The organism is Oceanobacillus limi (assembly GCF_900111445.1).
Taxonomy (GTDB): Bacteria; Bacillota; Bacilli; order Bacillales; family Amphibacillaceae; genus Ornithinibacillus; species Ornithinibacillus limi.
The window spans coordinates 16,281-30,071 of the sequence record NZ_FOHE01000029.1 but is presented as its reverse complement, the minus strand read 5'-3'; the positions used below and the strand labels follow the sequence as shown (position 1 = coordinate 30,071).

General features: G+C 36.9%; 13 protein-coding genes. 6 read left to right on the top strand and 7 right to left on the bottom strand.

The features are described from left to right. Positions 1-408: 408 nt before the first annotated feature. From BMX40_RS18805 to BMX40_RS18785, 5 genes are all read right to left on the bottom strand, one after another. The gene (locus BMX40_RS18805; RefSeq protein WP_090872841.1) at positions 409-1,980 is read right to left on the bottom strand and encodes a bifunctional metallophosphatase/5'-nucleotidase; all 1,572 of its coding nucleotides are present in this window, start codon (positions 1,978-1,980) and stop codon (positions 409-411) included. Positions 1,981-2,069: 89 nt separating this feature from the next. Continuing rightward, the gene (gene phnE / locus BMX40_RS18800) at positions 2,070-2,870 is read right to left on the bottom strand and encodes a phosphonate ABC transporter, permease protein PhnE (protein ID WP_090872839.1); all 801 of its coding nucleotides are present in this window, start codon (positions 2,868-2,870) and stop codon (positions 2,070-2,072) included. After that, positions 2,870-3,685, bottom strand: coding sequence for a phosphonate ABC transporter, permease protein PhnE (gene phnE, locus BMX40_RS18795; RefSeq protein WP_090872838.1), 816 nt, complete (start codon positions 3,683-3,685; stop codon positions 2,870-2,872). The genes phnE (BMX40_RS18800) and phnE (BMX40_RS18795) overlap by 1 nt, the downstream gene beginning before the upstream one ends. Next, positions 3,682-4,458, bottom strand: coding sequence for a phosphonate ABC transporter ATP-binding protein (phnC, locus tag BMX40_RS18790; protein ID WP_090872836.1), 777 nt, complete (start codon positions 4,456-4,458; stop codon positions 3,682-3,684). The genes phnE (BMX40_RS18795) and phnC overlap by 4 nt, the downstream gene beginning before the upstream one ends. Before the next feature lie 129 nt (positions 4,459-4,587). Beyond that, positions 4,588-5,508, bottom strand: a complete 921-nt coding sequence (locus BMX40_RS18785) for a phosphate/phosphite/phosphonate ABC transporter substrate-binding protein (RefSeq protein ID WP_090872834.1) — start codon at positions 5,506-5,508, stop codon at positions 4,588-4,590. Between the two features lie 489 nt (positions 5,509-5,997). Here BMX40_RS18785 and BMX40_RS18780 point away from each other — a divergent pair, with 489 nt between their 5' ends. The 3 genes from BMX40_RS18780 to BMX40_RS18770 all read left to right on the top strand — a co-directional run bounded on the left by BMX40_RS18780 (position 5,998) and on the right by BMX40_RS18770 (position 7,643). Continuing rightward, positions 5,998-6,243, top strand: a complete 246-nt coding sequence (locus tag BMX40_RS18780; RefSeq protein WP_090872833.1) for a glutaredoxin family protein — start codon at positions 5,998-6,000, stop codon at positions 6,241-6,243. Between the two features lie 67 nt (positions 6,244-6,310). Next, positions 6,311-6,685 (top strand): YppG family protein, encoded by a 375-nt coding sequence (locus tag BMX40_RS18775; RefSeq protein ID WP_090872831.1) that lies wholly within the window; start codon positions 6,311-6,313, stop codon positions 6,683-6,685. 232 nt (positions 6,686-6,917) lie between these two features. Beyond that, positions 6,918-7,643: an alpha/beta hydrolase gene (locus BMX40_RS18770; protein WP_090872829.1), complete on the top strand. Its 726-nt coding sequence runs from the start codon at positions 6,918-6,920 to the stop codon at positions 7,641-7,643. Between the two features lie 69 nt (positions 7,644-7,712). Here the strand turns inward: BMX40_RS18770 and BMX40_RS18765 are convergent, their stop codons facing one another. Together BMX40_RS18765 and BMX40_RS18760 are read right to left on the bottom strand one after the other, a co-directional pair. Further along, positions 7,713-8,570, bottom strand: coding sequence for a DegV family protein (locus BMX40_RS18765; protein ID WP_090872827.1), 858 nt, complete (start codon positions 8,568-8,570; stop codon positions 7,713-7,715). Between the two features lie 187 nt (positions 8,571-8,757). Continuing rightward, positions 8,758-9,663, bottom strand: coding sequence for a DMT family transporter (locus tag BMX40_RS18760; RefSeq protein ID WP_090872826.1), 906 nt, complete (start codon positions 9,661-9,663; stop codon positions 8,758-8,760). A gap of 604 nt (positions 9,664-10,267) precedes the next feature. On the opposite strand from BMX40_RS18760, the gene cshA reads away from it, so the two are divergent. The 3 genes from cshA to BMX40_RS18745 all read left to right on the top strand — a co-directional run bounded on the left by cshA (position 10,268) and on the right by BMX40_RS18745 (position 13,754). After that, positions 10,268-11,764, top strand: coding sequence for a degradosome RNA helicase CshA (cshA, locus tag BMX40_RS18755; RefSeq protein WP_090872824.1), 1,497 nt, complete (start codon positions 10,268-10,270; stop codon positions 11,762-11,764). Positions 11,765-11,845: 81 nt separating this feature from the next. Further along, positions 11,846-12,325, top strand: a complete 480-nt coding sequence (locus BMX40_RS18750) for a PH domain-containing protein (protein WP_090872823.1) — start codon at positions 11,846-11,848, stop codon at positions 12,323-12,325. Continuing rightward, the gene (locus BMX40_RS18745) at positions 12,318-13,754 is read left to right on the top strand and encodes a PH domain-containing protein (RefSeq protein ID WP_090872845.1); all 1,437 of its coding nucleotides are present in this window, start codon (positions 12,318-12,320) and stop codon (positions 13,752-13,754) included. Before BMX40_RS18750 ends, BMX40_RS18745 begins: the two co-directional genes overlap by 8 nt. Positions 13,755-13,791 lie beyond the last annotated feature (37 nt).

Genomic DNA, 13,791 nt, shown 5'->3' with positions numbered 1-13,791 from the left:
TTCCTCGGAAGCAAAAACCACTTCCTGCGGGATCTTCGGACACGTGCTGTTCCCGCAGGAGTCGACTGCCCTTCTCTCCAATCACTGTATTTGTTTTAACCATATAAACGATAAAAAAATTCATACTAGCGAAGGAAATTCACGGAGACTCCTGCGGGAAAGCGAAGACGATAAGACCCCACAGGGAGCGTTCTTTGTGAGCGAGGAGGCTTATCGCGAGCCCGCGGAAAGCGTAGTGAAATTTCCGCAGCGGCGGTTTGAACTTTCATTTTATATATCAATTACTGAAAGCAAATTTAACAAATCATTACGTCGCATAATACATCTATTACGAAATAATAAAAGTTGCATCTTTTCGAAAACACTTCAAGAAAGTAAAAACGAAGCTACCGTTATGGCAGCTTCGTTTTACATTTTCACCTTAAAGTTCTCCGTTATGGTGGATTCTACGGTCTTGTACTTTTCAAAGTAGGCATGGATTAACTCAACAGCGTCTTTTTGAATTTCTTTAACGACCGGTTTTCCTTTAAACATGTCGTAGTTTCCACCCCCACTAGCACGATAATTGTTCAACACAACCTCATATGTATAGTCCTCTTGAAGCACCTCACCATGATACGTGATATTTTCTATACGAGAGCCTATTGGTTTGGAGACATTGATCGTATAGTTTATACCTTCCCACATATCATAGTTATAATGCTGTGGTTTAGGTGTAACATAAGCAAGGTTTACTGATAACTCTCTGTCTTCGTTAATAACAAAGTATTCGGCACTTTTTTCTAAGGCTTGGATGATATCTGAACCATATAATTCAAGCACAACTAGTGTATTTGGATACATATAATTGGAGACTATATCACGCATTGTTACAACAGTTTCAAATCCCTCTGAATCATTGTTTAATAGTGCGGTCACAGAAATGTCGGCCCCGCTTGCTTCCATTTGAACTTTTTGAATAAATTCAATAAATGGGTGCTTTTTAACTCTTGCTTGGAACGGATCACTTATTTTCATATCCCCGTTTATATGACCTATTGGTTGGTCTAACCATTGCTGTGTAGAGCTTTCGATGGGTTTTATATACTGTAAAACCTCCGGATGGGCTTCGACCCCTTCCACTGTTTTTATAGTCGCTTGCTTATCCAAAATAACCCAATCGCCATTTACTCTCTCCAAATCAATATCTATATCTCCATACATTTTCCCATTATTACCAGGCTGAGTAACAAGGACATTATTGATTTTTCCCGTAAGCGTTCGGTGCTGATGGCCTGTTAATAGAATATCAATTCCTTCGATCCTTTTACACATCTCATACCCTTGATTCTCCCCGGTGAGTGGTTCTGTAGGCTCACTGGTATTCAAGTCTCTTTCTAGTCCCCCATGGTAGGAAGCTATTAAAATGTCAGGATGGTCATTCTTATGAATGTATGCAACCCATTCTTTTAATGATTCGTAGGCATCCTTAAATTCGATACCTTCTATATGTTCCGGGGATTCCCAATTCGGAATATAATGAGTTGTTACGCCAACGATTGCTATTTTTATTCCATTTTCCATTGTTTTAATCATATAAGGAGGGCCAAATATTGGCTTCTCCGTTTTAGCGTCTAATAAATTTGCCGATAACCAAGGATAATTAGACTGTTCGATGGCATCTAATAATATCTTCTTGCCAAAATTAAATTCATGGTTACCGATTACTCCCGCATCAATTCCAATTTTATTCATAATACCAATCATTGGATTTTCTTTTTCATGGTGTTCTTTTACATAATGTGTCATCAATGGTGTCCCTTGGATAAGGTCTCCATTATCAATCACGAGGACATGCTCATTTTCGCTTTTAACTTTGTTAACGACAGTAGCATATTTTGCTAGTCCTAACTCTGCTTTTTCGTTTGTACCATATAAAAGTGGCATAGCATTACCATGTACATCGCTTGTATATAAAATTTTGAGTGTTGTTTTAACCAATTGCGTACATCCTTTCGTTACGAGAAACTATTGCTCTATGAAAGAAACGAAATTAAAGGACTGCTTTAATTTCGTTTCCGATACTATGATTATACAATTTTTCTTCGGATCTTTGCAGAGAAGAAGTCGATCACAGTAACAACTACAATGATCGCGAGCAAAATTAATCCCATCTCGTTCCAATTACGGTTACTTGCAGCAAACATGATCATTAGTCCGATACCACCTGCACCAACAATACCTAAAATGGAGGATGCGCGGATGTCAACTTCAAAACGGTAAATGGCATAGGATAGAAATTCTGGAATAATTTGTGGTAGTACTCCATGAAAGAGAATCTGAATTTTGTTTGCACCACTAGCTTCCATCGCTTCAACTACCTTCATATCAATCGATTCGACTACCTCGGAGTATAGCTTTCCTAACATTCCAGTCGACCCGATAGCAATTGCCATAACACCTGCAAAAGCATTAGGCCCAACAGCTACTACGAATAAAATAGCAAGGATTAGATCTGGGAAAGCGCGGATACCTGATAAAATCCATTTACCAATACCAGATACAAAACGACTTCCTGACATGTTCTGTGCAGCCAAAAATCCTAAAGGAATTGCTAATATGGCTGCCATTAGTGAACCTGCAAAGGCAATGAAAATGGTTTCCAATATCTTTTCACTTACCTCTCCAAGTGCTGCCCAATCTGGGCTAAACAGTTTAGGTAGCACGATACCGAAATTCTTAATTGCTCGTTCAATAGCTCTACCCCAGTCAATATTAATACCTAAAAACGTCCATACATATAAAGCGATAACAGCGACTGTGATTAGTATTGTTTTTATTTTTTTCCATGTTGATCTAGCAGGCTTTGGAGGTAAATTATACGTACTCATTAAATAAGCGCCTCCCTAATCTTATTACTAATATATTCAATCGCAATTACAACAACAAAGATAACAATGATGATAGTCATTGCGTTCGGATAATTATAGAATCCAATTTGCTGATCTAGGATTAATCCAATACCACCGGCTCCAACCAGACCAAGTACAACAGATGCACGAATGTTAATTTCAAATACATATAGTACAAATGAAGTGAATTGAGGTAGAACTTGTGGAACTAAACCATAGGAAATAACTTGTAATGTATTTCCTCCAGAAGCTCGAATTGCTTCAAGTGGGTTCATATCAACGGCTTCTATTGTTTCACTAATAAGTTTTGCTAGAATACCTAATGAAAAAATAATAAGTGCTAAAATACCAGGAAATACACCAATACCAAACATTCCAACAAATAGTACAGCAAGGACTAAATCGGGAATCGTACGTAATATGTTTAAGAACGTTCTAAAAATAAAATAGATTGGTTTAAACGTTGCTATATTACGTGCGGATAGTAAAGCTAACGGCACGGTTAAGATAGCGGCAACGGTTGTCGCAATAATAGCCATCTGAATGGTTTCAGCCATTGCTGGCATTATAGCAGATACTACATTGAAATTTGGCGGAAAGAACTTCACCATTACGGACCACATGTTTGTTAATGCACTACCAATCCCGCCGACCATTTCATCTTGGGCTCTATACATACTGTAAAGATAAAAAGCAATGACAGCAAATAGAATAATGCTTACTTGTGTCTTTGTCTTAGCAGGATAAATAGAAGGGGCTTTAGTTATTGTCAATTGTTCTTCTTTTTTGGTCACGACTCGTCTGCCCCCCCAACCATGTCATCCTCGCGTATGGATCGGCCGTAAATTTCTTCGAACGTTTTTTCAGATACCTCAGAAACAGGACCGTCAAAAACTACCTCACCGGCACGCATACCAATGATGCGGTCAGCATATTCCATTGCCATGTCAATAAAGTGAAGGTTTACAATCGTAGTAATATTATCCTCTTTATTGATCTTTTTCAGATAAGTCATTACTTGATGTGATGTTGGTGGATCTAATGATGCCACAGGTTCATCCGCAAGAATATAGGAAGGTTTTTGAGTGAGAACCCTAGCGATACTAACACGTTGTTGTTGACCACCACTTAATTCATCGGCACGATTATATAGTTTATCCGCAATGTTGACACGTTGTAAGCTTTCGTAGGCCAGTCCAACATCTTCTTTTTTGTAGAGGTTAAGAATAGAACGCAGTGTACCAGTGTGACCTAAACGACCTGCAAGAACATTTTTCAATACATTCGTACGTTTTACTAGATTGTAATTTTGAAAGATCATCCCTACTTTTGTACGAAGCTTGCGGAGGTCTCCGCCACGGTATTCAAGAATATCTTCACTATCAACTAATAATTCACCAGAAGTAGGAGTAACCAAGCGGTTTATACTACGAATAAACGTAGATTTTCCGGCTCCAGATAAACCCACAATAACGACAAATTCACCGTCGTTTATTTTTACATTTACATTTTTCAGGCCTTCCGTACCATTCGGATAAACCAAGCCGACATTCTTAAATTCAATCATAATAATTTTCCTCCAGTTACAGGCATTTAGATTCTGTTATTTTAATTGTCTGTAAATATCTCGTATAACGTAATAAAAAGGGGAGTAAAAACCGCCTCCCCTTTCCGAATATAAAATTAGATTTATATACTACATTTCAATATTATCTTTAAATTCTTGATACGTTTGTCTAACTACTTCATATTCCTCGTCAGAAGCTTCGTCAATCGCATCCCAATTATATACTTCATTCATAATTTCAATCATTTCATCATCATCATTAAATGATAGGAAAATCTCTTTAATTTCTTGAACTAGCTCATCATCTAATTCTTTAGTAACTGAAATGGTGTCATTTGGAATTTCAGCTGTATAATCAAGGATGTCTAGTTTTTCCATTACATCTGGATATTCTTCTTCCAATTCTGTACGAACATCATCAAATGTAGTCGCTACATCAGCATCTCCTTCATAAACTGCGATAGCTGAGTTATCATGTCCACCAGATGGTAATGTACCACCGAAGAAATCATTTTCTAATTCTGTAGCTGATTCTAATTCAAATTCTTCCATTAATTGACTTGCAGGGAATAGGTATCCAGAAGTTGAACCTTTATCTGCATATGCCCAAATTTTACCTTCTAAATCTGCGAAACTCTCAATACCAGAATCAGCACGTATCACGTATTGTGCTTTATAAGTTCCAGAACCATAACGGATAGATTTTAATAGTACTTCTACATCATATTGCTCTTGTGCTTGAACATAACCAAAAGCAGGAATGAATCCAACTTGTACTTGGTTTGAACCCATTGCTTCAATTAATGCAGTGTAATTAGCCATAACTTTACCTTCAACAGTTATACCAAGTTCTTCGCCTAAACGATCAGCTAACGGCTCTACCGTATCAGCAATTGTATCAGAATCTTGTGAAGGAACAAATCCCATGACAATCGTATCCGGAGTTTCTTGTTCTACCTCATCGCCGCTGGAATCGTCAGAACCTCCACCACATGCGGCTAATACTAGAGTAATACTTAGCACAAGTGCAAAACCAAATAATTTCTTCATTTTGACCCTCCTATGTAATATACAGAATAAATTATCTTTCTATCTCATTAAATACTATTTTTCCGAAAAATGCTAGACTAATTTACAATTTTTACGTCAAATTTACAAAAAAAATTAGTGAAAGGGTATTCAATATTATGTATCATTCGGTTTTCGTGTAATTATTTTATAATTAAAAATTTTAAAATTGATAGTTTACTAACGTTGTTTATATTAATTGATGGAATCGATAATTAAAAGTTTAAGTTTATATCCGAATGATAAATGGTTTTTTCTTTTAATATAATTGGATTTTAGTTATAAGTGAGCTATATTTTAGGTGTTGAGGAGGAAAATGTACTCAGCGAGCGTGGATTTGTATGTATCATTGTCACTAGTGAATTGTTTTTATGTTTTTATGTAGTAGTCAACAATATTTACAAATATCCAGTTTTTAATAATAGAAATCAGGGTAAGTACTAATGTACGGCAATACAAGGAGGCTAATCTGTGATTGAGAATATCGTAACAGTTTATATTAGTGACAATTGTGCTTACTGTGACAAGTTAATAAAAACGTTAAATAATTGGGGTATTGTTTTTGAACAGAGAAATGTTTCCTTAAATCGAGATTATATGAAGGAATTACAGGAAGTTGGTATATATGGTACACCAGTTACTTATATTCGCTCTACTGGTCAGTACATTTTAGGTTTACAAATAAATGTAATGAAGAAAGCGTTAGCTATTGAATAACACTTTCACATCGCACTGAATTCTGCATATTCTATAAATAGAAAAGCAGAAAGAGGGGTGTGGTGTTATGAATTTTGGGCCTTATTTTAACCATTCTCCATCCTACCATCAAAGGTATGCGAATTATCAGTACCCATTATCAGGTCAGCAGTTCACTAATTATAATCAGCAAGCTGAACCGTATTATTCACAAACTCCATTTGAGCATTTTGCTAAACCGAAGCAACCAACTGATTGGTATCAGAATATGCAACCCAATCAAAGTTCGAATGCACAACCTCAGCCGAACGCACCGAATGGCTTACTATCACAATTTCAAGATGAAAATGGTCAAATTAATATAGATAAAATGCTATCTACAGTTGGACAAATGGCCAATACGTATCACCAGGTGCAACCAATTATTAAGCAGTTTGGAGATCTTATGAAAACTTTTCGCTAGCTATAATTAAATAGATGTCGTATGAATATCGTTTGGGCTGATTATGTTGGTTTAATCAGCTCTTTTATCGGTGGAAAGAGTTTAAAATGGGGGATATGGAGAGTATGTTTTCGTGTGAACTGGGAAAAAGAAGTAGTGAACTTTTTCAAGGAGACTACTCTGGGTTAAGTGAAACTTAGGCTTAAGTTAAGTATATTTTACAATAGGCCTAGTTTTCTAAAGGAGAATGAATATGATAGGTTGCTTAATTATTCACGGATTTACTGGTGGTCCATATGAGCTAGAACCACTAACAGTATATTTAAAGGAGAAAACGAATTGGCATATTGTTGTCCCTACTTTGCCAGGGCATGGTAAGCAATTAGCCTTAGATAATGTCACCCATAAAAATTGGATTCAAACAGCTGAGGAATCATTGAAACACTTAAAGGAAAAATACGATGAAATATATGTAATAGGATTTTCGATGGGAGGGATGATTGCGGCGTATTTAGCAGCTAAGTACAAAGTAGATAAATTAGTCTTATTGGCAACAGCGCGGAAGTATTTATCCCTTAAACAAATGGGGGTTGACTTTGGAGATGTTCTTAAAGACAGTATTCAAGGTAATTTAAATCAAAATAAACTTTACTTAAATTACAAGCGTAAACTAGGTGCCGTCCCTTTCAAAGCAAATATTGAGTTCCTAAGGTTAGTAAGGTTTACAAGAAAGTATCTGAAGAAAATTAAATCCCCAGTACTTATTGCACAGGGGCAAATGGATAGTATGGTGCCTTATAAGACGGCTTATTACTTAGATAAAGAAATCCCTTCCTCCAAGAAAGAAGTGGTGTTTTTTGAGCGATCTAGACATCTTATCTGTTTAGGGGAAGATCGGGATACACTGAATCGAATGATCTATCAATTTTTAACGAAAAAGAATGAAGAGTCTGTTCCACTAACAGACTCCCCACTCTAAGCCGGTCGAATATGACTGGCTTTATTTTGTTTGTATACAACCAAGCTATTCGAGTAAAGGGAATCTGGGTTAGGCATCTTTGAAAAATGAAATAACCAATGCACCTTCACCGCCATAGGTTGATATTAACGGCCCTGTTTCCGTTAAGTATGCATCTTTGAATGGATATTTACTGGTTATATCATGAAGTACCTTTTTAGCTCTTTCTTCTGCATTGCAATGAGTCATCATAATGACTTTATCTTCGACATTTTTAGTATACTCACCAATTTGCTCGATAAAACGCCTAATAGATTTCTTGTCGCCACGAACTTTTTCTGCGACTTCGATGGTGCCTTCATCACTTGCTTTCATTAATAACTTTATATTTAACGTTTTTGCGAGCGTTCCCTTTACTTTGTCTAAACGGCCGCCAAGAACAAGGTTTTCTAAGGTCTTTAAAACAAATAAGGTTGTTGTTTGCTCGGTTCGTTTGTGTAAATGATCCGATAGCTCATCGAAGGAGTAGCCTTCCTTCATTTTCTGACCTGCTTCGTGCAACAACAATGCCAGTCCACAGGATGCACTCTTCGCATTAATCACGGCAATTTTTCGATCGGGTTCTTCTTCCAAAAGCATGTCTTTGCCTGTCACAGCGTTTTCGTAGGTGCTGCTAAGACCTCTTGACAAACTAAGCATGATGATTGGTTTATTTGCGTCAATTTTTTTATATGCTTCATAAAAATCATTTGGGCTCGGAGCTGAGGAACGAGGTAATTCATGCATTTCCTCTATTTTTTTATAAAAAGTTGGTAAATCAATTGTTACTCCAGTTTTATACTGTTCATCACTAAAATGTAAGTATAGGGGAACGACAACGATATCTAAAGTGTTCGCTAGACGTGCGGGGATATCAGCTCCGCCATCAGTCATTAATTGCATCTCCATTCCTTCACCTACTTCTTCTTAATTATTGTAAGTATAACAGTTTCTGCAATAGTTTGTAATTAATTTTATAGTGTGAGATCATCGATGCCTTTTCCGAAAAGGATGATTGATTGTTCAGTTATGTTAAAGTTCTTCTTGTTTATTCTAGAAAATTAGAAAAAGGACTCTAAGGTAGCCTTTGCCGTTGTTATTTTTTATGTGAAATAGTTACTTTTGCTTTTCTTGTGGTGCTTAAAATGAATAAAAACAATCCGAATATGACTATCGTACCTCCGAGCCATTGAGACCAAGTAACAGTTTCGCCTAAAATGATATAAGCTAAGATGGAAGCGCCGATTGGTTCAAGTACAATTCCCATAGAAATGGTAGCTGTGCTCAACCACTTTAGCGCCCAGTTAAACAAAGTATGTCCTAGAAATGTTGGAAAGATAGCTAATGCTAGAAAAAGGATCCAATGATCTGTTGGGTACCCTACAAAGGAATTGTTGAGTACGAAATTATAAATAATAAGGGTGATACTACTGATGCCATAAACGATAAATGTATAGGTCATTAGCGAAAGACGCTTGCGAGCTGTTTGCCCCATAAGAAAATATACAGTAACGGTAATTGCTCCTAATAACGCGAGAGTATCACCAAATAAAGCCATTCCGCTAATTTGGAAATCACCCCAACTAATAATTATACTTCCTAAAAGGGCGATGATCATACTTATAACAGCACCAGCTGAGAAACGTTCTTTATAGAAAAGGTATGTCCCTAAAAAGGCGAAAATTGGCTGGAGGCTGACCAATACAACGGAGCTAGCTACAGATGTATAATTTAAAGACTCAAACCAGAAAATAAAGTGAAAAGCTAGAAAAACACCTGCGAAAGCCGAGAGTATCCAATCTTTTTTCTGGATCAGCCTAAATTCTTGCCGATATCTAAATATAATGATTGGTGTCATTAAAATAACTGCGAAAAGAAGTCGATAGTTAGCAATAATTGCTGCAGGTGCTTGGTCAGCAAGCTTCACAAATATAGCGGAAGTAGAAATCGATATAATGCCAACAGCAACTGCGAAATAGGGGTTAACTGGAGGTAGTCTCATAAAAACTCTCCTTTAACAATATATAGAATGAATATTTGTGAGAAAAAATTTTATGTAAATGAAGCTGATCTTAGTCTGTTTTTGGATAAGCAAACCAAGTCAACCACGATTTCAGCAGGTACGTTACCTACGAGTCATATGTAGCGTACACTATATTTTATCATGGTAAAGCGAAAAATCATATGATAACTAGTGGCTATTGTAATATGGAATGTGTTATGATAAAAAAACGATTAGTATGCCACGGTGCTAAATATATCCGGAATGTCTATTTAGGAGAGAATAGAAACATAATTTCGGTATAAAAATAACGGAAAAGTAACATTTTTATTAACCTCCAATTAACTGGGGACGAAAGAATATTAGGGGCTTACTTCACCTATGGTTGATGTCTTTTTACAAAAAGCACGCTGCTGATAAGTGAGTAATGTCATTCCTCTACTGGCTTGGCGTATGCCAAGTTATCTAAACGTTATTCTTGGTAGTAAATATTAGTTTATTCCTACGTTTTTTAATATACAGCATATTAGTAGCTAATGATTTTAGCATCACGGCAAGTTTGAAGCGCTAAGGCGAATAATGAACAAAAAGGAGTAGTAAAAGCGTGACAACATTTAGCGAATTAGAAATTTCAAATCCTATTATGAAATCACTTGAAAAGATGGGCTTTGAAGAAGCAACGCCAATACAGGCGGAAACAATTCCACTAGCAATGCAAGGGAATGATGTGATCGGACAAGCACAAACAGGAACAGGTAAAACTGCGGCGTTTGGAATTCCGATGATAGAAAAAATTGATCCGAAACAACGAAAAGTACAAGGTTTAGTTGTAGCTCCAACTCGAGAGCTAGCTATTCAAGTAGCAGAAGAATTGAATCGATTAGGAAGAATAAAAGGGGTACGTTCTTTGCCTGTTTATGGTGGGCAACATATGGATCGTCAAATTCGTTCATTGAAGGATGGTCCCCAAATCGTGGTAGCTACACCAGGCCGTTTGCTAGATCACTTCCGTAGAAGAACAATTCGAACAGACTTTGTTAAAACTGCTGTTCTTGATGAAGCAGACGAAATGCTGAACATGGGCTTTATTGATGATATCCGCGAAATCTTGAAAGGCATCCCAGAAGAAAGACAAACATTGCTTTTCTCTGCAACAATGCCAAAAGAAATTCGTGATATCGCAACAAATCTCATGAAAGAACCAAAAGAAGTAAAAGTTAAAGCGAAAGAAATGACTGTTGAAAATATCGAACAACATTTTGTTGAAATCCCTGAGAAATTTAAGTTTGATACGTTAACAAACCATTTGGACATCAATAACCCTGATCTTGCAATTATCTTCAGTAGAACGAAAAAACGTGTTGATGAAATTGCAGAAGGGTTGCAAGCTAGAGGATTCCGTGCAGAAGGGATTCATGGTGATTTAACACAGGGTAAACGTATGTCTGTATTGAATAAATTTAAAAATGGTCGAGTTGATGTATTGGTTGCGACAGACGTAGCGGCAAGGGGCTTGGATATTTCTGGAGTAACTCATGTGTATAACTTTGACATTCCACAAGACCCGGAAAGCTACGTACACCGTATCGGACGTACCGGTAGAGCTGGAAAAACGGGTGAAGCAATTTCGTTTGTTACTCCAAGAGAAATTGCACATCTTCGTTTGATTGAAAAAGTTACTAAAAGTAAAATGAAACGAATGACTGCACCTACGAATCAAGAAGCGAGACAAGGCCAACAACAAATTACTGTAGAAAAAATACTAAAAACGATTGAAAGAAAAGATCTAGAAGCGTATCGGGAAACAGCTAACACCCTACTACAAGAACATGATTCTATTACCGTTGTGGCAGCTGCATTAAAGATGCTAACAAAAGAGCGTAGAGAAGTCCCTGTACAAATTTCTTCTGTAGCGCCAATTAGTGTTAAAAAAGCGCAAAACATGAAGGACAATAATAAAAAGCGTCGTAACAATAAACGTTTCTTTGGCAAAAGAGGTCAAGGTGGCCGAAACCAAGGTGGACGCAATCAAGGCGGTCGAAACCAAGGTGGCGGACGTAACCGTAAAGGAAACTTTCAAAAACGGAGAAATAACGACTAAGTAATATACAACATGAAAAAAGCTCCTAGTGAAGGGGCTTTTTTCTATGTAAAACTTTTTATAGAGGTTGGAGGGATCGTCATGAGGCAACCGCCTAAAAATAGGGTTGCTAAAGATGCAATGAAAGCTTGGAAGATATCCGCGATATTATCAGTAGGAGTACTTTGGTTAATAAGCTTAACCATTGGTATACTTACTTCTCTATTTGCCTGGCCAATTTGGATTATCTTTATTGCGTTGGTAATTAGTGTTGTAAGTACGATTCTATTTGTATTTATACTTCCTAGACTTCGATGGAGAAGGTGGCGGTATGAAGTGTTTGAACAAGAAATTTACATTCAACATGGGATTCTTATTGTATCAAGAACGCTCGTCCCAATGATTCGTGTACAACACGTTGACACGAAACAAGGTCCAATTCTAAAAAGGTTTCGTTTAGCTAGTGTTACAATCTCTACTGCTGCAACAACGCATGAAATTCCAGCATTATTAGAAGAGGATGCATCGGAATTGAGAGATAGGATTTCAGGCTTGGCGAGGGTGGATGAAGATGATGTCTGAACAGAGAAGATTGCACCCGGCAGCAATTATTTTTAATTTTATTAAAGCTATTCGTGAAGCACTTTTTGTCATTATCATAAGTTTTATTTCCTTCAAGGATGACTATCTTTTTTATTATTTATTAGTGGTAGCGGGGTTGGTGCTAATCATTTTAACGATTAGTGTACTATCATGGTATCGCTATACTTATCGTTTAGTTGATGATGAACTGCAAATTGAATACGGAATTATTGTCCGAAAGAAACGATATATCTCTAAAAATCGTATACAATCCATTGATCTAACTGCCAGTGTTATTCATCGAATTTTTAAGCTAGTGAAGGTGCAGATAGAAACGGCGGGTAGTGGAATGTCAGCTGAAGCTACGTTAAAAGCCGTAACGGTTGGGCAGGGTGAACAATTACGACGAGAATTAAAAGTAGTTCAACAGGGAGAAGGTGGTGAAGATTTCACCCGTAATCAAGAAGAATTGGATTCGCCATCTAAGCAAATATCATGGAATCGCCTCTTTGTCGCCGGTTCTACTTCGGGTAGTATTGGAGTTATTTTAGCTCTTTTGGCGTTTGGGTTGTCTGAAATAGAGCAATTTTTACCTGATCAATTTTTTAATCAAACGTTTGAATGGGTAATCGGACTCGGGATTTCGATTGTAATCGTTCTAGCGATCATCGTACTATTTGTATTGTATCTACTAGGAATCGCGGGTACCATGATAAAATATGGTAATTTTACAATTCAAAAGAACAAGGAAGAGCTTTTTATTACTCGCGGATTGTTAGAAAAGAAACAACTAACCATCCCCTTGAAGAGAATACAGGCAATTGGAGTCCAGGAAAGTATCATTCGGCAACCATTAGGATATGTAACTGTATTTGCTGAAGTAGCTGGGGGTTCCTTGGATAAAGGGGAAGATTTTTCTACCGTGTTATTTCCAATTATGAAACGAGAAGAGGTCGATGCATTTTTACAGGAGTTTATACCAACATATGTATCGGAACGAACTAAATTACACCCGTTACCTAAACGAGCTCTTAAATTTTACTTATTTCGATCGGTTATTCCATTTTTTATTGTTGCTGCACTTGTTTTATACTTTTACCCGCAATTCATTTGGGGTCCAGTAATCCTTCTGCTTGCAAGTCTGTACCTTGGTTTATTACGTCATCGAGCTGGAGGGTTTCGAACAGAAGAGAAGTTATTAACGATTCGTTACCGTGTACTTAGTAAAAATACAATGATTATCGTACATAAGCGAATCCAATCCTATGAAAAAAAGCAACATAAACTACAAAAAAGTCAGCAACTGGCTACATTAAATCTCTCGATTATTGGTAAATTAGGTGTAGGAAAGCACTACAAATTAAAAGACTTGGCTGTAAATGACGTCGATTTACTCGCGGATTGGTATTCTTATCGTAAAAAAGGCTGATTCACTATATTAGTGATCAGCCTTTCCTCTTAGCTTG

What these genes read in the sequence shown, in the direction of transcription:
- phnE (WP_090872839.1), bottom strand. Translation starts at nt 2,870, where the DNA reads ATGAGTACGTATAATTTACCTCCAAAGCCTGCTAGATCAACATGGAAA.
- BMX40_RS18785 (WP_090872834.1), bottom strand. Translation starts at nt 5,508, where the DNA reads ATGAAGAAATTATTTGGTTTTGCACTTGTGCTAAGTATTACTCTAGTA.
- BMX40_RS18775 (WP_090872831.1), top strand. Translation starts at nt 6,311, where the DNA reads ATGAATTTTGGGCCTTATTTTAACCATTCTCCATCCTACCATCAAAGG.
- BMX40_RS18765 (WP_090872827.1), bottom strand. Translation starts at nt 8,570, where the DNA reads ATGGAGATGCAATTAATGACTGATGGCGGAGCTGATATCCCCGCACGT.
- BMX40_RS18750 (WP_090872823.1), top strand. Translation starts at nt 11,846, where the DNA reads ATGAGGCAACCGCCTAAAAATAGGGTTGCTAAAGATGCAATGAAAGCT.
- phnC (WP_090872836.1), bottom strand. Translation starts at nt 4,458, where the DNA reads ATGATTGAATTTAAGAATGTCGGCTTGGTTTATCCGAATGGTACGGAA.
- BMX40_RS18770 (WP_090872829.1), top strand. Translation starts at nt 6,918, where the DNA reads ATGATAGGTTGCTTAATTATTCACGGATTTACTGGTGGTCCATATGAG.
- BMX40_RS18760 (WP_090872826.1), bottom strand. Translation starts at nt 9,663, where the DNA reads ATGAGACTACCTCCAGTTAACCCCTATTTCGCAGTTGCTGTTGGCATT.
- BMX40_RS18745 (WP_090872845.1), top strand. Translation starts at nt 12,318, where the DNA reads ATGTCTGAACAGAGAAGATTGCACCCGGCAGCAATTATTTTTAATTTT.